The following is a 17,723-nucleotide window of genomic DNA, read 5'->3' as shown; positions in this document are numbered from 1 at the left end:
CGGCGCCTGGCCCTGCGGCGCCTGGCCCTGCGGCGCCTGGCCCTGCGGGGCCGGAGGGTGCTGAGCCGGGGCCGGCGGAGGAGGCGGAGGCGGCGGTCCCTGCGGCGCGCGGGGCCGGGGTGCCGGGCCCTGCGGGGGCCGGGGTGGGGGTGGCGGCGGGCCCGGGGGGTGTGCGTGCTGGGGCCGGCCGGCCACCGCGTGCCCCGGCTGGTGGGGCGGCGGCAGCGGTGCCCCCACTGCGTCCTGCATCCGGTGCCACTCCGTCTCGTACGACTGACGCTGATCGGGCGGCCGTTCGGATACGGCCGTTATCGAACCGTACCCTCCCGGGCTGTCAGACGCTGAACGCCCCGGGAGGGTTCCGCGCCCGTCAGTCCGTCAACTCGTCTGCCAGCGCCCGCAGAGCGAGCCGGTACGAGCCGATCCCGAAGCCCGCGACCGTCCCCGTGGCGACCGCCGCGACGACCGACGTGTGCCGGAACTCCTCGCGCGTGTACGGGTTCGAGATATGGACCTCGATCAGCGGCGCGGTCCGCTGGGCGGCGGCGTCCCGCATCGCGTACGAGTAGTGCGTGAACGCGCCCGGGTTCAGAACGACCGGAATCGAACGGTCGGCCGCGTCGTGCAGCCACCGGATCAGCTCGCCCTCGTCGTTCGTCTCCCGCACGTCGACGTCGAAGCCGAGTTCTCTGCCGAGGGTCCGGCAGGTCTCCACCAGCCCGGCGTAGGAGGTGGCGCCGTACACGTCGGGCTCGCGGGAGCCGAGCCGGCCGAGGTTCGGGCCGTTGAGGACGTAGACCTTGCGGACGTCCTTACGCGTCCGGTCCCTCACGCCGACACCTCCCCGTACGCCGCCAGCAGCACCGCCGGGTCCGGGCCCTCGAGGACGGCCGGCTTGGCGAGGCCGTCGAGGACGATGAAGCGGAGCAGGTCGCCACGGGACTTCTTGTCGACCTTCATGGTCTCCAGCAGCTTCGGCCACTGGTCGCCGCGGTACGTCAGCGGCAGCCCGACCGCCTCCAGGACCGTACGGTGCCGGTCGGCGGTCGCGTCGTCGAGCCGCCCGGCGAGCCGGCCCAGCTCGGCGGCGAACACCATGCCGACGGACACGGCGGCGCCGTGCCGCCACTTGTACCGCTCGTTCTTCTCGATGGCGTGCGCGAGGGTGTGGCCGTAGTTGAGGATCTCGCGGAGTCCGGACTCCTTGAGGTCCGACGACACGACGTCCGCCTTGACCTTGATCGACCGTACGATCAGCTCGGCCGTGTGCGGCCCGGCGGGCGTACGGGCACCCTGCGGGTCGGCCTCGACGAGGTCGAGGATCACCGGGTCGGCGATGAAACCGGCCTTGATGACCTCGGCGAGGCCACTGACGTAGTCGTTGACGGGCAGCGAGTCCAGCGCGGCCAGGTCGCAGAGGACGCCGGCGGGCGGGTGGAAGGCGCCGACGAGGTTCTTGCCCTCGGCGGTGTTGATGCCGGTCTTGCCGCCGACGGCCGCGTCGACCATGGCGAGGACGGTCGTCGGTACGGCGATCCAGCGCACTCCGCGCAGCCAGGTCGCCGCGACGAACCCGGCGAGGTCGGTGGTGGCGCCGCCGCCCACGCCGACGATCACGTCGGTGCGGGTGAAGCCGGTCTGGCCGAGGGCCTTCCAGCAGTACGCGGCGACCTCGGCGGTCTTGGCCTCCTCGGCGTTCGGCACCTGGATGGCGACGGCCTCGTACCCCTGCGAGGCGAGATCGTCGCGCAGGGCCTCACCGGTCTCGGCGAGTGCCTCGGGGTGGATCACGGCGACACGCCTGGCCCTGTCCCCGACCAGCCCGGCGAGCTCACCGAGCAGCTGCCGGCCGACCAGCACGTCGTACGGCTCCGAGCCGGCGCTGCCGCCGACGTGGATACGGGTGACCGACTGGTCCGTCATGCGTCCTTCAACTCCAAGGCGTCCAAGATCGCGTCGGCGACCTCTTCGGGGGTCCTGTCGTCGGTGGGGACGACGACCCGGGAGACTTCGGTGTACAGGGGGCGGCGCGCCTCCATCAGCTCCCGCCACTGGCGGCGCGGGTTGACGGCGAGCAGCGGCCGGGCGGCGCCCAGGCCGACACGGCGGACGGCTTCCTCGACGTTCATCGAGAGATAGACGACGGGCCGCCCGGCCAGCCGGGCACGCGTCCCGGCGTCGAGGATCGCGCCGCCGCCGAGGGCGAGGACGCCGGGGTGCTCGGCGAGCGCGATGCGCACGGCCTCGCGCTCCAGCTCCCGGAAGAACTCCTCACCCTCGTCCACGAAGATGTCGGAGATCTCCCGGCCCTGGGCGGCGACGATGTCGGCGTCCGTGTCCCGGTAGGCCACGCCGAGCCGCTCGGCGAGCAGCGCGCCCACCGTGGACTTGCCGGAGCCCATCGGCCCGACGAGGACGATCAGCGGGCCGCTGCTCACCGGATGTGCAGGTTGTCGAGGTACGAGCGGACGTTGCGGCGGGTCTCGGGCACGCTGTCGCCGCCGAACTTCTCCGCGACCGCGTCCGCGAGCACCAGCGCGACCATCGCCTCCGCGACGATCCCGGCCGCCGGCACGGCGCACACGTCGGACCGCTGGTGGTGCGCGGCGGCCGCCTCCCCGGTCGTCACGTCGATCGTCCTCAGGGCGCGCGGCACCGTCGCGATGGGCTTCATCGCCGCCCGGACCCTCAGCAGCTCACCGGTGGTGAGACCACCCTCGGTGCCGCCGGAGCGGCCGGAGGAACGCCGGATGCCCTCCTCGGTGGGGAGGATCTCGTCGTGCGCCTTGGAGCCGGGCACCCGGGCCAGCTCGAAGCCGTCGCCGACTTCGACGCCCTTGATGGCCTGGATGCCCATGAGGGCGGCCGCGAGCCGGGCGTCGAGCCGCCGGTCCCAGTGCACGTGCGAGCCGAGGCCGACGGGCACGCCGTACGCGAGCACCTCCACCACACCGCCCAGGGTGTCGCCGTCCTTGTGAGCCTGGTCGATCTCCGCGACCATCGCCTTCGACGCGTCGGCGTCCAGGCAACGGACCGGGTCGGCGTCCAGCTTCTCCACATCGGCGGGTGTCGGGTACACCCCGTACGGGGCCTTGGCGGAGGCCAGCTCCACGACATGGGAGACGATCTCGATGCCTGCCGTCTCCTTCAGGTACGAACGGGCGACCGTGCCCAGCGCGACGCGTGCGGCGGTCTCGCGGGCGGAGGCCCGCTCCAGGATCGGCCGGGCCTCGTCGAAACCGTACTTCTGCATGCCGGCCAGGTCGGCGTGGCCGGGCCGGGGCCGTGTCAGCGGCGCGTTGCGCGCCAGCTCGCCGAGTTCGGCCGGGTCGACCGGGTCGGCGGCCATGACCTTCTCCCACTTCGGCCACTCGGAGTTGCCCACCATGACGGCCACCGGGGAGCCGAGGGTGAGCCCGTGCCGGACACCGCCGAGGAACGTCACCTCGTCCCGCTCGAACTTCATCCGGGCACCCCGCCCGTAACCCAGGCGGCGCCGCGCCAGATGATCCGCCACCATCTCCGTGGTGACCGGCACACCAGCCGGAAGACCCTCCAGCGTCGCCACCAGCGCGGGACCGTGCGACTCCCCCGCCGTAAGCCAGCGCAACCTGCTCAACGGTGCTCCTTCTCATCGGGCCTGGTTCTGCGGACTGGCGCGACCGGCTACGCGGCCTCGCCCGCCTGTTCAAATCCTCCCATGTCCGGGCCACGTACCCGGCCCCGGTCCAGCAAGCGGACGCCGGGGGAGCCGTCAGCGGGCCGCGAGGGCCTGTTCGCCGGCCGCGCGCATCGCGGCGAGCGGGGCGGGTGAGCGGCCGGTCATCTGCTCGACCTGGAGGACCGCCTGGTGGACGAGGAGGTCGAGACCGCCCACGACGGCGCCGCCGCTCTCCGACCAGGCGGCCGCGAGCGGGGTGGGCCACGGGTCGTACAGCACGTCGAAGAGGGTGCCGGGCCGCTCGGGGACGCAGGGGGCCAGGGCGTCCGTGGAGCCCGCGGGGGTCGTGGCGACGACCAGCGGCGCGTCGAAGGCCTGGACCGCGTCGGCCCAGTCGGCCGTGCGCACCTCCACGCCCAGGTGCTCGCCCCAGCCGCGCATCTCGTCGGCGCGGGCCTCGCTGCGTACGTACGCGGTCACCGGGCCGGAGCAGACACGGGCCAGCGCGGCGAGCGCCGAGGACGCCGTGGCGCCCGCGCCGAGGATCGCGGCGGTCTCCACCTTCTCCACGCCCCGCTCTCGCAGGGCGGCGATCATGCCGGGAATGTCGGTGTTGTCGCCGACACGGCGGCCGTCGTCGGTGAGTACGACCGTGTTGACGGCCTCCACCGAGCGGGCGGTCTCGCTGATCTCGTCGAGCAGCGGGATGACGGCCCGCTTGAGCGGCATGGTGAGGGACAGCCCCGCCCATGACGCGTCGAGCGTGCCGAAGAACGCGGGCAGCCCGTCCTCGTCGATCTCGAACCGGTCGTACGTCCAGTCGGTGAGGCCCAGCTCGGCGTACGCGGCCCGGTGCAGCACCGGGGAGAGCGAGTGCGCGATGGGAGAACCCAGGACGGCGGCGCGCTTGGCCATCTTCATTGCCCTGACCGTGCCCGTTCCTTCTCGTACTCGGCCACGTTCTTGTTGTGCTCTTCGTTGGTGACCGAGAACACCGTCTTGTCCTCGTTGATCGAGACAAAGTAGTACCAGGGGCCCGGCGTCGGGTCCATCGCGGACGCCAGGGCGTCCGTGCCGGGGTTGCTGATCGGCCCCGGCGTGAGCCCCTTGATGTCGTACGTGTTGTACGGGTCCTTTATCTTCCGCAGATCGGCGACGGTGCCGACGTCCAGCGTGCTCTCGCCCTTGAGGTAGTTGACCGTGGAGTCGAACTCCAGCCGGCCGACCGTCTCGACGTTGTCCGGCTTCAGGCGGTTGTAGACGACGCGGGCGACCTTGTCGAAGTCGTGCTTGTACTTGCCCTCGACCTGCACCAGGCTCGCGACCGTGACCAGCTCCCACGGGCCCTTCAGGCCGAGGGACTTGGCCTTCGCGTCCAAGTCGAGTTTGCCGTACTCGGCGTTGGCGCGGTCGACCATCCTCTTCAGGACCTCCTCGGGCTTGTTGCCCTTCGCGACCGGGTAGTCGGCCGGGAAGAGGAAGCCCTCCAGCGGGTCCTTGACGTTGGCGTGGCCGGTCGCCCAGTCGGGCAGGCCGAAGTTCTTGGCCTGGTCCTTGGCGACCTTCTTGGTGGTGCCGGGGGCGAGCTCCAGGCGCTTGTCGATCTGCTCGTACACCCAGGAGTTGCGCTTGCCCTCGGGGATGATGAGGACGTTGCGGCTCTTGGGGCTGAGCATGGCCTCGACAGCGGCGTCGCCGGACATGCCCTTCTGGAGGGTGTAGAAGCCGGGCTGGATGGTCTGGCCCTTGGGGTTCCGCTCCTGGGCCGCGATGAACGCGTCGGCGCTCTTCACGACGCCCGCCTTGAGCAGGATGCTGCCGATCTCGCTGCCGAACGCGTTCTTGGGGATCTCGACGGTGACACCCTCGCCGGTGCCGGAGCCGGTGAAGTCGGGTGCGGGACCGAACCGGTCCTGCCAGAACTGGTAGCCGTAGTAGCCGACGCCGCCCAGGCCGCCCGCGAGGACCACGGCCACGAACAGGCAGGCCACGCCGTTGCGGCTCTTGCGCTTCTTGGTCCGGCCGCGCCGGTCGCGCGCGCCGCGGCGGGTGTCGGCCGGCTCGTCGTCGTACCCGTCGTCGTACCCGTCGTCGGCCGGGTCGTCGTCGGGGCGCCCGTCGTCGCCGGGGCCGTCGAAGAAGGCGTGGTGGTCGTCGTCGGCCTCCGCCTGCCAGTCCGCCGCGCCCGGGTCGGGCCGGCCCTGCTGTGGCTGCGCCTGGGCCTGTGCCCGGTCGTGCGGCTCCGCGGGGCGCTGGCCCGGGGGCTGCGGCGGCGGGTACGCCTCGGGGGTGCTGTACAGGTCGGAGCCCTGGCCGGTGCCGTAGGGGTCGGCGGGCGGGGGCGGCGTCCCGTACGGCATGGCGGCATGCTGGCCGGTGCCCGTGTCCCAGCCGCCGCCGTACTGCTGGCCGGGGGCCCCGGAGCCGTACTCCTGGCCGCCCGTGCCGTACTGCTGCTGGTCTCCGTAACTCTGCCGGTACGGGTCCTGCTGGCCCGCCCCGTACTGCGGCTGCTGCTGGTAGTAGGGGTCTCCCGGCTGCTGGCCACCCCATCCCTGGTCCCCGTACAACGGGTCCTCGGGGTGCCAGGGCTGGGAGCCTGGACTCCGGCCGTACTCAGTCATCGATCCCCAAACAGCCGCGAGGCTTCCGGGACGTCCGCCTCTACGTTGTGCGGTGGCTGTTCGAACCCACCGCATGGCGCGGAACGTTACCGTATCGCGATCAGATGACCACTTCGACGCCCTCGCCGGGCGGATTACCTGATACCCGTTCGGACTCAAGAGCGTTCTGAAGGATAATCACAGCGGCCGCCTGATCGATGACGGACCTGCCCTTCTTGGACTTCACCCCCGAGGCGCGCAGCCCATGCGCCGCGGAGACCGTGGTCATTCGTTCGTCGACCAGCCGTACGGGCACGGGGGCGACCCCCTTGGCAAGCTCCTGGGCGAAGGCGCGGACCTTGGCCGCCGCCGGGCCCTCGCCTCCGCTGAGGGAGCGAGGGAGGCCGACGACGACCTCGATCGGTTCGTACTCCTCGACGAGTTGCCGGAGTCGCCGGTGGGCGGCCGGGATGTCACGTCCCGGCACGGTCTCCACCGGCGTGGCGAGGACCCCGTCGGGGTCGCACGAGGCGACCCCGATCCGGGCGTCCCCGACGTCGACCGCCAGTCGGCGTCCGCGTCGTACCGTGCTCATCAGGCGGTCTCGGCGACCAGGCGCTCGACGGCGTCGACGGCCGCGCCGATGGCGTCCGGGTTCTGGCCGCCGCCCTGGGCGACGTCCGGCTTGCCGCCACCGCCGCCGCCGAGGGTCTTGGCGGCGGTACGGACCAGCTCACCGGCCTTGAGACCGCGCTCGCGGGCGGCCTCGTTGGTGGCGATCACGGTCAGCGGGCGGCCGTTGGCCGTGGTGAACAGGGCGACGACGGCCGGGCGGTCGCCAGGGATGCGTCCGCGCACGTCGAGGACCAGCCTGCGCAGGTCGTCGGCGCCGGTGCCGTCCGGGACCCGGCCGGTGACGAGGGCGACGCCGTGGACGTCCTTGGCACCCTCGGCGAGCCCGGCGGCGGCCTGGAGGACCTTCTCGGCGCGGAACTTCTCGATCTCCTTCTCGGCGTCCTTCAGCTTGCCGAGCATGGCGGAGATCTTCTCCGGGAGCTCCTCCGAGCGGCCCTTGACCAGCTCCTGGAGCTGGGCGACGACCGTGTGCTCCCTGGCGAGGAAGTTGTAGGCGTCGACGCCGACGAGGGCCTCGATACGGCGCACACCGGAACCGATGGAGGACTCGCCGAGCAGCTTCACCAGGCCGAGCTGGGCGGTGTTGTGGACATGCGTACCACCGCACAGCTCCTTGGAGAAGTCGCCGATGGTGACGACGCGGACCTTCTCGCCGTACTTCTCGCCGAACTCGGCGATGGCGCCCTGCCGCTTGGCCTCGTCGATCGGCATGACCTCGGCGTGCACGTCGAGCTCGCGGGCGAGGATCTCGTTGATCTTCTGCTCGACGTCGGTGAGCACCGCGCCGGGGACGGCGGCCGGGGAGCCGAAGTCGAAGCGGAACCGGCCCGGGGAGTTCTCGGAGCCGGCCTGGGCGGCCGTCGGGCCCAGAGCGTCGCGCAGCGCCTGGTGCGTGAGGTGCGTGGCGCTGTGGGCGCGGGCGATGGCGCGGCGGCGCCGTACGTCGATGGTGGCGTAGGCGGTGGCACCCAGGGTGACCTCGCCGACCTGGACGGAGCCCTTGTGCACGGACACGCCGGGGACCGGCTGCTGTACGTCGCGGATCTGGATGACGGCACCGCTGTGCAGCTTGATGCGGCCCTGGTCGGCGAGCTGGCCGCCGCCCTCGGCGTAGAACGGCGTGCGGTCGAGGACGACCTCGACGTCGTCGCCCTCGGAGGCGGCCGGTGACGGGACGCCGTTGACAAGGAGGCCGACGACCGTGGTCTCGCCCTCGGTGTTGGTGTAGCCGGTGAACTCGGTGGCGCCGGAGGTGTCGGCGATCTCGCGGTAGGCAGTGACGTCGGCGTGGCCGGTCTTCTTGGCCTTGGCGTCGGCCTTGGCGCGCTCCCGCTGTTCCTTCATCAGGCGGCGGAAGCCGTCCTCGTCCACGGAGAGGCCCTGCTCGGCGGCCATCTCGAGGGTGAGGTCGATGGGGAAGCCCCAGGTGTCGTGGAGCAGGAACGCCTTGTCGCCGGAGAGGACGCCGGAGCCGGCCTGCCTGGCCTCGGTGACGGCGCTGTCGAGGACGTTCGTACCGGCGTTGAGGGTCTTGAGGAAGCGGGTCTCCTCCGCGAGGGCGACCGTCTCGATGCGCTTGCGGTCGGTCTCCAGCTCCGGGTACTGCTCGCCCATGGTGCGGATGACCGTGTCGACCAGCTCGCCGACGACGGGGCCGGTGGCGCCGAGCATGCGCATGTTGCGGATGGCGCGGCGCATGATGCGGCGCAGGACGTAGCCGCGGCCCTCATTGCCGGGGGTGACGCCGTCGCCGATGAGCATGACGGACGTCCGCATGTGGTCGGCGACCACACGCAGGGAGACGTCGCTGTCGTGGGCCTTGCCGTAGGCGACACCGGTGAGCTCGGTGGCCTTGTCGATGACGACCTTCAGGGTGTCGGTCTCGTACATGTTCCGTACGCCCTGGAGAATCATCGCCAGGCGCTCCATACCGAGGCCCGTGTCGATGTTCTTGGACGGCAGGTCACCGAGGATCTCGAAGTCCTCCTTGCCGGTGCCCTGGCCGCGCTCGTACTGCATGAAGACCAGGTTCCAGATCTCCACGTACCGCTCGTCGTTGACGGCCGGGCCGCCCTCGACGCCGAACTCGGGGCCGCGGTCGTAGTTGATCTCGGAGCAGGGGCCGCAGGGGCCGGGGACGCCCATGGACCAGTAGTTGTCCTTCTTGCCGAGGCGCTGGATGCGCTCGGCGGGGACGCCCACGACGTCGCGCCAGATCTGCTCGGCCTCGTCGTCCTCCTGGTAGACGGTGATCCAGAGCTTCTCGGGGTCCAGGCCGTACCCGCCGTGCTCGACCGAGGAGGTCAGCAGCTCCCAGGCGAGCTTGATGGCGCCTTCCTTGAAGTAGTCGCCGAACGAGAAGTTGCCGCACATCTGGAAGAACGTGCCGTGCCGGGTGGTCTTGCCGACCTCTTCGATGTCCGGCGTACGCACGCACTTCTGGACGCTGGCAGCGCGCGAGAACGGCGGCTTGACCTCGCCGAGGAAGTACGGCTTGAAGGGGACCATGCCCGCGGGGACGAGCAGCAGAGTCGGATCGTCCGCGATGAGCGACGCCGAAGGCACGACGGTGTGCCCGCGCTCCTCGAAGAAGCTCAGCCAGCGGCGGCGGATTTCAGCCGACTCCATCAGTGGTCCTCATTCCGGTTGTACGGGTGGTTGGGGTACGGGTGGTCTCGATGGGGCGCGGTGCCGTCGCCGGGGGCGAGCACACCCGGGCGGCGGGGGGCGGGCAAGGCCCGGTCGACCGGTGCGTCCAGGCCCAGTGCCTCTTCCAGCTCCGCCTCGCGCTGCAGCATTCCCGCGCGGACGTCGAGCGCGAGGTCCTTGAGCTTGTGGCCGGCCTCGACCGCCTTGTCGGCGGCCTGAGCCGCGAGGCTCTCGGGGGTGAGCTGCTTGAGCTTGCGGTTGACCTTGGTAGTGGCCCACACACCGGCTGCGGCGCCGGCGGTGAACCAGAATGCCCGGCGGAACATGTGTCGCGTCAGCCTTTCCGGTTCCGGCCGCCGCGCGCCTTGGGCACCGTACGGCCGACGATGACGGTGCGCCGCGACTGCTGCCGCTCGGCGGGGCGGTCGCCGCTGTCGCGGCTCAGGGCCCGGCGTACGCCGTAGCCGAACGCCGCGACCTTGACGAGGGGTCCGCCGAAGGTGGAGGCGACGGTCGTGGAGAGCGCTGACGCGTTGGAGGTGACCTCCTGGACGTCGGAGGCGATCGCGTCGACCCGGTCGAGCTGGGTCTGCGCGGAGCGCACGGTCGCGGAGGCGTCGGACAGCAGGGGAACCGCCTGCTCGGTCACGTCCGCCACGAGCCGGGTGGTCGCCCTGAGCGTCTGGGCAAGCCTCACCAGCACCACGGCCAGGAAGGACACCAGGATCGCCCAGAAGACGGCCACCAGGATCCCGGCAACCTCTCCACCGGTCACTGCGCACCGCTCTCTGCTCGTCGAAGCCCGTTGATTTTCAGTAACTGAAAGTCGTTCTCCGAGCCTATCGCGCCCGTGGTGGCTCCCCGAACCGGATTAGCGGCCGCCGAACGGGCGCGAGCCGGTCCGATTGTACGGAGCGCATCGACATGGGTGCGCTCCGTGTCCTATGCGGCGGAGCAATCTCCCGGCCGAGCTGACCGGTTCGTCGGGCGCGACACGGAACGCGCTGAACTGGACGGACCACTGGCGGAGTTCCGGCTCGGTGAGGGCCGCGCGGACGGCGCAGAAACGCTGCACATCTCGCCGACCGGGAACTGCCGCTGGTCGTCGACGGGTTCGAGCACCTGATCGCGCCGGGTCGCTCGACGCGGCGGCGGCGCGTGCACCGGCGGGCCGGGAGCGGTGGGCGGTCGGGGCGCCGGCGGACCGGCCGCAGGGTGGGCGTACGCAGGTACCGGACATGCGGAAGCCCGCCGCTCCCCCACCGGTAGGGGTGGGGAAGCGGCGGGCCGAAACCGCTGCGGTGCTGTGTGTACCGCGCCCGGGTCAGCGGGCGTAGTACTCGACGACCAGCTGCTCGTCGCAGATGACCGGGATCTCCTTGCGGTTCGGGTCGCGGTCGAGGCGGAAGGCCAGGGCCTTCAGGTTGACCTGCAGGTAGCGCGGGGTCTCACCCTCGGGGGCGAAGCCACCCTCGCGGGCGACCTGGAACAGCGTCTTGCTGCGGCTGCGCTCGCGGACCATCACGACGTCGTCGGGGCGGACACGGAAGGACGGCTTGTCGACCTTCTGGCCGTTGACCTCGATGTGGCCGTGGACGACCATCTGGCGGGCCTGGTAGATGGTACGGGCGATGCCCGAACGCAGGACCAGGGCGTCGAGGCGGCGCTCGAGCTCGACGACCAGCGCCTCACCCGTCTTGCCCTCGGCCTTCCGGGCGCGGTCGTAGGCGCGGGCCATCTGGCGCTCGCTGATGTCGTACTGGGCGCGCAGACGCTGCTTCTCGAGCAGACGGACCTTGTAGTCCGAGTTCTGCTTGCGGCCACGGCCGTGCTCACCCGGGGGGTACGGGCGGGCCTCGAAGTACTTGACGGCCTTCGGCGTCAGGGCGATGCCGAGCGCACGAGACTTCTTGACCTTGGGACGCGACTGGTTAGGCACGTTCTCCAGACCTCCGAAATAGGTTAGGTTAGGCTCACCTTACTCAAGGAGATCGCATGTCTCGCCCTGGGAACACCACGCGCATCACAGACAGCAGCACAGAGACCGATGCCTCTCAGCAGGGCATCGATGTGACGGAGGTCCGATCAGCTCATGGTCAGCCGCGTCCCAGCGGGCTTGAATTCGCCCGGATGCCGTCAGCAGCCGAGCGCACACGAACTCTCGTACAGGGTACATGCTCCGCGGAGCTGCTGATCCCGGGGGCGGCCACGGCCGGCCCGGACCTGCTGACCCCCGACGCCCGGGCGGTCGGCCCCGACGGCGAGATCCTGCTCCTCCACCCGGCCGGCTCCCCCGCCGTACGGGCCGCGACCCACGCCCAGGACGACGAGCTGCCCGCCGTCCTGGAGCTCACCGACGTGGCCCCGGTCGCCGTCCCGAACCGTATCCGCGGCCGCGCCCGGGTGTCCGGCTGGCTCACCCGGGTGCCCGGCCTCGCCGAGCCCGGCCACATGATGCTGCGCCTGGAGGTCGGCGAGCTGTACCTCGACGACCTGTGGGGCACCGGCACGGTCACCCCCGAGGAGTTCACCCGCGCGGCGCCGGACCCGCTGCGCCGGTACGAGACGGAGCTGCTCCAGCACCTGGCCGCCGCCCACGACAGCCGGCTGCTGACGCTCGCCGCCCTGCTGGGCGAGCGGGCCGGGACCGGGGAATCGGCCGTACGGCAGGTCGTGCCGCTGGCCCTGGACCGGTTCGGGCTCCGGGTGCGCTGCCGGGACTCCGAGCGCCGTATGTTCGACGCGCGGTTCGACTTCCCGGAGCCCGTGCGCGACGTCCACGGGCTGCGCCGCGCCATGCACGCCCTCTTCGAGGCGGCGGCGGAGGAGAGCGGCGCATTCCACGACCGGCACCCGGACTGAAACGGCGAGGACCGGTCGGCGACGAGCAGGCCGGCGAAGGACCGGGGCGGCGAAGGCTAGGTCGGCGACGAGGCCGTCCCGTCGCCGCGCAGCCGCTCGCGCACCTTCTCCACCACGTCCGCGTACCGCGCCTCCGCCCCGTAGCGCGTCGGCCGGTAGTAGCGCCGTCCGTCGACGGCGTCCGGGGCGTACTGCTGGGCGGCGATCCCGCCCGGCACGTCGTGCGGGTACACATAGCCCTGCGCGTGCCCCAGCTTGGCCGCACCCTTGTAGTGCCCGTCCCGCAGATGCGCCGGCACCGGCCCGGCCAGACCGGCCCGTACGTCGGCCTGCGCCGCCTGGATCGCCACCGTCGCCGCGTTGGACTTCGGGGCCAGCGCCAGCGCGATGGTGGCGTGGCCGAGCGTCAGTGCCGCCTCGGGGAAGCCGATCATCGCCACCGCCTGCGCCGCCGCCACCGCCGTCGGCAGCGCGGTGGGGTCCGCGAGCCCGATGTCCTCGCTCGCCGAGATCATCAGCCGGCGGGCGATGAACCGCGGGTCCTCCCCGGCCTCGATCATCCGGGCCAGATAGTGCAGCGCCGCGTCCACGTCCGAGCCGCGGATCGACTTGATGAGGGCACTCGCCACGTCGTAGTGCTGATCGCCGTCCCGGTCGTACTTCACCGCCGCGCGGTCCACCGTCGCCTCGAGCGTCGCGAGCGTGATCTCCGGTTCCCCCTGGGCGATGGCAGCACCGGCAGCCGCCTCCAGCGCCGTCAGCGCGCGCCGCGCGTCGCCACCCGCGATACGCAGCAGATGCGCCTCGGCGTCCTCGGGGAGCGTGACCGCGCCGGCCAGTCCGCGCTCCTCGGTCAGCGCCCGCTTCAGCAGCCCGCGCAGGTCGTCGTCGGTGAGCGGCTCCAGCGTGAGCAGCAGGGAGCGGGAGAGCAGCGGGGAGATCACCGAGAAGTACGGGTTCTCCGTCGTCGCCGCGATCAGGGTGACCCAGCGGTTCTCGACGGCCGGCAGCAGCGAGTCCTGCTGGGCCTTGCTGAACCGGTGGATCTCGTCCAGGAACAGGACGGTCTCCTTGCCGAAGCCGCCCGCCGCGCGCCGCGCGCCGTCGATGACCGACCGGACCTCCTTGACCCCGGCCGTGATCGCGGAGAGCTCCACGAACCGCTTGTTGGTCGCCTTGGAGACCACATACGCCAGGGTCGTCTTCCCGATGCCGGGCGGCCCCCAGAGGATCACGGACGAGGCACCCGCCGGGCCGCCGTCCCCCTCGCCAACGAGACGGCGCAGCGGCGATCCCGGCTTCAGCAGATGCTGCTGGCCGACGACCTCGTCCAGGGTGCGCGGGCGCATCCGGACCGCCAGGGGGCTGCTGGACGGGTCCTTCTCCTGGCGGTCTTCGGCTGCGGCGGTAAAGAGGTCGGGCTCCACGTCGTGAAGCCTATGTCAGCCCACTGACACTCCGGCGGGGCCGGGACCGAACCGAGGCGGACCCGGACCGGGCCGGTCAGCTGGTCCAGAAGTCCCACCAGCGGGTCAGGATCAGCATCCCGATGATCCCGATGTGCACGACGGGCAGCACCCAGGTGAACTCGGCCAGGAAACGGCGCACGCCCGCCGGGGCGGGCAGGACGCCCTGACGGATGTTGTGCGAGGTCACGTACCAGAACATGACGATCGTCGCGACCCACGCGAGGCAGCACCACAGGCACAGGGCGTTGATCTCGTACAGGGACTGCTGCATCAGCCAGGTGCAGAACCCGACCCCGAACAGCGTCCCGGCGTTGAGGCCCAGCCAGTACCAGCGGCGGTGGCGCGCCCCTGCCAGCAGGCCGGCGCCGATCGCGATCACCATGCCGTAGGCGACCAGGCCGAGCATCGGGTTGGGGAAGCCGAAGACCGACGCCTGATCGCTCTGCATGATGCTGCCGCAGGACACCACCGGGTTGAGGCTGCAGCCGGGCGTGAAGGTGGGGTCCTCGAGGAGCTTGAACTTATCGAGCGTGATCACCCACGCGGCGAGCAGCCCGGCCGCACCGGTGACGACCAGCATCCAGGCGAACGCCCGGCTCGCACCGATGGCGCGCGAGTCCGAGGAGACGTCGTCAACCGCTGCTTTCGTCGTCATACCAGCCGTTCCGTCAGTAGGTGGTGGGTGAGGTGGGTGCTGAGGCATTGGTCATTGTGCCGGACGAGGGGCACTGTCCGCCGTCCGATGGACATAAGGAGAGACAGAAGGGGGACATGAGAGGGGACATGACGAAGGCGGGGCCGCCTGCTCCGGCGCCCCGCCTTCCTCACGTGCGGATCTTTCAGGCCAGCTTGGCCTGAAGCGTGGCCACGACCTCGTCCAGGGTGACCGGCTCCTGCTCGCCGGACTCCATGTCCTTGAGCTGCACCACGCCGTCGGCGAGGTCGCGCTCGCCCGCGACGAGCGCGTACCGGGCGCCGCTGCGGTTGGCGTTCTTCATGGCGCCTTTCAGGCCCTTGCCGCCGTAGCAGAAGTCCGTGGCGACGCCCTCCCGGCGCAGTTCGGTGACGACGCCGAACAGCACGCGTCGCGCCTCGTCGCCCAGCGGGACGGCGTACACGCTGGTGCTCGCCGGGATGTCGAGGGTGATGCCCTCGGCCTCCAGCGCCAGGACCGTGCGGTCGACGCCGAGCGCCCAGCCCACGGACGGCAGGGCGGGGCCGCCGATCATCTCGGACAGGCCGTCGTAGCGGCCGCCGCCGCCCACCGCGGACTGCGCGCCGAGCCCGTCGTGGACGAACTCGAACGTCGTGCGCGTGTAGTAGTCGAGGCCGCGCACCAGCTTCTCGTCGTCCTGGAAGGCCACGCCCGCCGCCGCCAGCAGCTCGCGCACCTCCTCGTGGTACGCCTTGCACGCGTCGCACAGGTAGTCGCGCAGCATCGGTGCGCCCACCAGCTGCTTCTGCACCTCGGCGCGCTTGTCGTCGAGGACGCGCAGCGGGTTGATGTCGATGCGGCGGCGGGTGTCCTCGTCCAGATCGAGGCCGCGCAGGAAGCCCTGGAGGGCGTCGCGGTAGACCGGGCGGCACTCCTTGTCGCCGAGCGAGTTCAGCAGGATGCGGAAGTCACTCAGGCCCAGTGAGCGGTACGCCTGGTCGGCCAGGATGATCAGCTCGGCGTCGAGCGCCGGGTCCTCGGTACCGATCGCCTCGGCGCCGACCTGCGAGAAGTGGCGGTAGCGGCCCTTCTGCGGGCGCTCGTAGCGGTAGTACGAGCCGGAGTACCAGAGCTTGACCGGGAGGTTGCCCGTCTTGTGCAGGTTGGCCTCCAGCGCGGCGCGCAGGACGGACGCGGTGCCTTCGGGGCGCAGGGCCAGCCTGTCGCCCCCCTTGGTCTCGAAGGCGTACATCTCCTTGGTCACGATGTCGGTCGACTCACCGACCCCGCGCGCGAAGAGCTCGACGTTCTCGAATCCGGGCGTCTCGATGTAGCCGTAGCCGGAGTTCTTCAGCGGCGTCGCGATCGCCTCGCGGACCGCGAGATACGTCGCGGAATCGGGCGGCAGCAGGTCGTACGTGCCCTTGGGGGCCTGGAAAGTACTCACGGAACTCTCTCGTCACATTCCTCGTCGGGGAGCCGCGGAGCTCCCGAGGCCGGCGGCCACCTCCCGCAGATACGGGTTGGTGGCGCGCTCGCGGCCGATGGTCGTCTGGGGGCCGTGGCCGGACAGCACCACGGTCGAGTCGTCGAGCGGCAGGCACACACGGCCCAGCGACGCGAGCATCTCGTCCATGTCACCGCCGGGCAGGTCGGTGCGTCCGATGGAGCCGGCGAAGAGGAGGTCGCCCGAGAAGAACACGGACGGTACGTCCGCGGCCTCGGGCATCCTGAAGGTCACCGACCCCTTGGTATGGCCGGGCGCGTGCGCGACCGAGAACTCCAGACCGGCCAGCCGCAGCCGCGCGCCGTCGGTGAGCTCCTGGACGTCGTCCGGCTCCCCCACGGTCAGCTGCCCCATGAGCGGCATTCCGATGGAGCGGCCGAGGGCCTTCTCCGGGTCGCTCATCATGTACCGGTCGGCCGGGTGGATCCACGCGGGTACGTCGTGGGCTCCGCAGACCGGGACGACGGACGCCACATGGTCGATGTGGCCATGGGTGAGGACGACCGCCACAGGCTTGAGCCGATGCTTCTTGAGCGTCTCCTCGACTCCCTGGGCGGCCTGATGGCCCGGGTCGATGATCACGCACTCCTCGCCTGCGGCGGGGGCGACCAGATAACAGTTGGTCCCCCAGGCCCCGGCGGGGAACCCGGCAATAAGCACGATCGTCCTCAGATTGTCGTCCGGTGGAGGAATACAGCAGATCAGAGCCTACCGGCGCTGCTCATTCCACAGCCAACCCGTATACGGTACGGGGCACACGAGGCCCGGACAGGAATGTACGACCGACAAGGAGAAGATCCGGTGGTCAGCAGCGATCAGCGGCGGCGGCAGCTCGCCCGTGAGAAGTTCGAGCGGCAGCAGCGGCGCCGTGAGGAGGCGCGAAGAAGGTCCAGGCGCCGCAACTCGGTCGTGGCCGCCGCGCTCGCCGTGGTGCTCGCGGCGGGCGGCGCCGTGTACGCCTCGGTCCAGCTGACGGGCAGCGACAGGGACGACAGCGTCGACAGCGCCGCCGACGGGGCCGCGAGCCCCACGGCGAGCGAGCCGGAGCAGTCCCCCGAGCCGTCGCCGGCGATCGACGCCAAGGCGGCGTACACGCTGGCCCTCAAGACGGACCGGGGCGACATCCGGATCTCCATGGAGGCCGCGAAGACGCCGCGCACCGTGAACTCCTTCAAGCACCTCGCCGACAAGAAGTTCTTCGACGGGACCAAGTGCCACCGCCTGACGACCGAGGGCATCTTCGTCCTCCAGTGCGGCGACCCGCAGGGCGACGGCACGGGCGGCCCCGGCTACACCATCCCGGACGAGAACCTGCCCTCGTTGGGCAAGGCGGGCCCGGACGGCAAGGTGACGTACCCGGCGGGGACCGTGGCCATGGCCAACACCGGCCAGCCGGACAGCGGCGGCAGCCAGTTCTTCCTGGTGTACAAGGACACGAAGCTGCCCCCGCAGTACACGCCGTTCGGCACGATGGACGCGGCCGGTCTCAAGGCCGTACAGGAGATCGCCAAGGCCGGTGTCGAGGGCGGTGCCGGGGACGGCGCGCCCAAGAAGGCCGTCACCGTCGAAAAGGCCACGGTCAGCAAGGAGTGACCCACTGAATTTCGGTCGCGCTGAGTGCGGACAGCCGGGTGGCGGTTCGCCTAGATTGGCGTTGTGCGGCGCGGACTGGATGCGCGCC

At 71.2% G+C, this 17,723-nt stretch carries 17 protein-coding genes; 2 read left to right on the top strand and 15 right to left on the bottom strand.

The window, feature by feature from the left end; genetic code table 11:
* Nucleotides 1-370 precede the first annotated feature (370 nt).
* The 11 genes from aroQ to rpsD form a co-directional block, all read right to left on the bottom strand.
* Nucleotides 371-832 (bottom strand): type II 3-dehydroquinate dehydratase, encoded by a 462-nt coding sequence (gene aroQ, locus FVS66_RS27090; protein WP_149183851.1) that lies wholly within the window; start codon nucleotides 830-832, stop codon nucleotides 371-373.
* Entirely contained in the window at nucleotides 829-1,923 is a 1,095-nt protein-coding gene (gene aroB, locus FVS66_RS27085) for a 3-dehydroquinate synthase (protein ID WP_149183850.1), read from the bottom strand. The genes aroQ and aroB overlap by 4 nt, the downstream gene beginning before the upstream one ends.
* Complete coding sequence (locus FVS66_RS27080; protein ID WP_149183849.1) at nucleotides 1,920-2,438, bottom strand: shikimate kinase; 519 nt, start codon at nucleotides 2,436-2,438, stop codon at nucleotides 1,920-1,922. Before FVS66_RS27080 ends, aroB begins: the two co-directional genes overlap by 4 nt.
* Nucleotides 2,435-3,619 carry a chorismate synthase gene (aroC, locus tag FVS66_RS27075; RefSeq protein ID WP_149183848.1) on the bottom strand — a complete coding sequence of 395 codons (1,185 nt, stop codon included), beginning with the start codon at nucleotides 3,617-3,619 and terminating at the stop codon, nucleotides 2,435-2,437. Before aroC ends, FVS66_RS27080 begins: the two co-directional genes overlap by 4 nt.
* Nucleotides 3,620-3,754: 135 nt before the next feature.
* A complete protein-coding gene (locus FVS66_RS27070; protein ID WP_149183847.1) occupies nucleotides 3,755-4,582 on the bottom strand; it encodes a shikimate dehydrogenase in 828 nt (275 codons plus the stop codon).
* Entirely contained in the window at nucleotides 4,579-6,285 is a 1,707-nt protein-coding gene (gene mltG / locus FVS66_RS27065) for an endolytic transglycosylase MltG (protein ID WP_149183846.1), read from the bottom strand. Before mltG ends, FVS66_RS27070 begins: the two co-directional genes overlap by 4 nt.
* Nucleotides 6,286-6,385: 100 nt before the next feature.
* Nucleotides 6,386-6,859, bottom strand: coding sequence for a Holliday junction resolvase RuvX (gene ruvX, locus FVS66_RS27060; protein WP_149183845.1), 474 nt, complete (start codon nucleotides 6,857-6,859; stop codon nucleotides 6,386-6,388).
* Nucleotides 6,859-9,528 (bottom strand): alanine--tRNA ligase, encoded by a 2,670-nt coding sequence (gene alaS / locus FVS66_RS27055; protein WP_149183844.1) that lies wholly within the window; start codon nucleotides 9,526-9,528, stop codon nucleotides 6,859-6,861. Before alaS ends, ruvX begins: the two co-directional genes overlap by 1 nt.
* Entirely contained in the window at nucleotides 9,528-9,875 is a 348-nt protein-coding gene (locus tag FVS66_RS27050) for a hypothetical protein (protein ID WP_149183843.1), read from the bottom strand. Before FVS66_RS27050 ends, alaS begins: the two co-directional genes overlap by 1 nt.
* An 8-nt stretch (nucleotides 9,876-9,883) precedes the next feature.
* Nucleotides 9,884-10,324 (bottom strand): DUF948 domain-containing protein, encoded by a 441-nt coding sequence (locus FVS66_RS27045; RefSeq protein ID WP_149183842.1) that lies wholly within the window; start codon nucleotides 10,322-10,324, stop codon nucleotides 9,884-9,886.
* A gap of 549 nt (nucleotides 10,325-10,873) precedes the next feature.
* The gene (rpsD, locus tag FVS66_RS27040) at nucleotides 10,874-11,488 is read right to left on the bottom strand and encodes a 30S ribosomal protein S4 (RefSeq protein ID WP_149183841.1); all 615 of its coding nucleotides are present in this window, start codon (nucleotides 11,486-11,488) and stop codon (nucleotides 10,874-10,876) included.
* Between the two features lie 191 nt (nucleotides 11,489-11,679).
* Here rpsD and FVS66_RS27035 point away from each other — a divergent pair, with 191 nt between their 5' ends.
* Entirely contained in the window at nucleotides 11,680-12,411 is a 732-nt protein-coding gene (locus FVS66_RS27035) for a DUF2470 domain-containing protein (RefSeq protein ID WP_149183840.1), read from the top strand.
* A gap of 56 nt (nucleotides 12,412-12,467) precedes the next feature.
* Here FVS66_RS27035 and FVS66_RS27030 read toward each other — a convergent pair whose 3' ends face one another.
* The 4 genes from FVS66_RS27030 to FVS66_RS27015 all read right to left on the bottom strand — a co-directional run bounded on the left by FVS66_RS27030 (nucleotide 12,468) and on the right by FVS66_RS27015 (nucleotide 16,702).
* Entirely contained in the window at nucleotides 12,468-13,838 is a 1,371-nt protein-coding gene (locus FVS66_RS27030) for a replication-associated recombination protein A (protein ID WP_149183839.1), read from the bottom strand.
* Nucleotides 13,839-13,914: 76 nt separating this feature from the next.
* Entirely contained in the window at nucleotides 13,915-14,535 is a 621-nt protein-coding gene (locus FVS66_RS27025) for a vitamin K epoxide reductase family protein (protein WP_149183838.1), read from the bottom strand.
* A gap of 184 nt (nucleotides 14,536-14,719) precedes the next feature.
* Nucleotides 14,720-15,982: a histidine--tRNA ligase gene (hisS, locus tag FVS66_RS27020; protein ID WP_149183837.1), complete on the bottom strand. Its 1,263-nt coding sequence runs from the start codon at nucleotides 15,980-15,982 to the stop codon at nucleotides 14,720-14,722.
* A 12-nt stretch (nucleotides 15,983-15,994) separates the two neighbouring features.
* Nucleotides 15,995-16,702, bottom strand: coding sequence for an MBL fold metallo-hydrolase (locus tag FVS66_RS27015; RefSeq protein WP_149183836.1), 708 nt, complete (start codon nucleotides 16,700-16,702; stop codon nucleotides 15,995-15,997).
* Between the two features lie 141 nt (nucleotides 16,703-16,843).
* Here FVS66_RS27015 and FVS66_RS27010 point away from each other — a divergent pair, with 141 nt between their 5' ends.
* Nucleotides 16,844-17,635, top strand: coding sequence for a peptidylprolyl isomerase (locus FVS66_RS27010; protein WP_149183835.1), 792 nt, complete (start codon nucleotides 16,844-16,846; stop codon nucleotides 17,633-17,635).
* Nucleotides 17,636-17,723 lie beyond the last annotated feature (88 nt).

The sequence above is a fragment of the Streptomyces sp. TRM49041 genome, from assembly GCF_008271805.1.
GTDB lineage: Bacteria > Actinomycetota > Actinomycetes > Streptomycetales > Streptomycetaceae > Streptomyces.
This window is presented reverse-complemented; position numbering and strand designations above follow the sequence as displayed.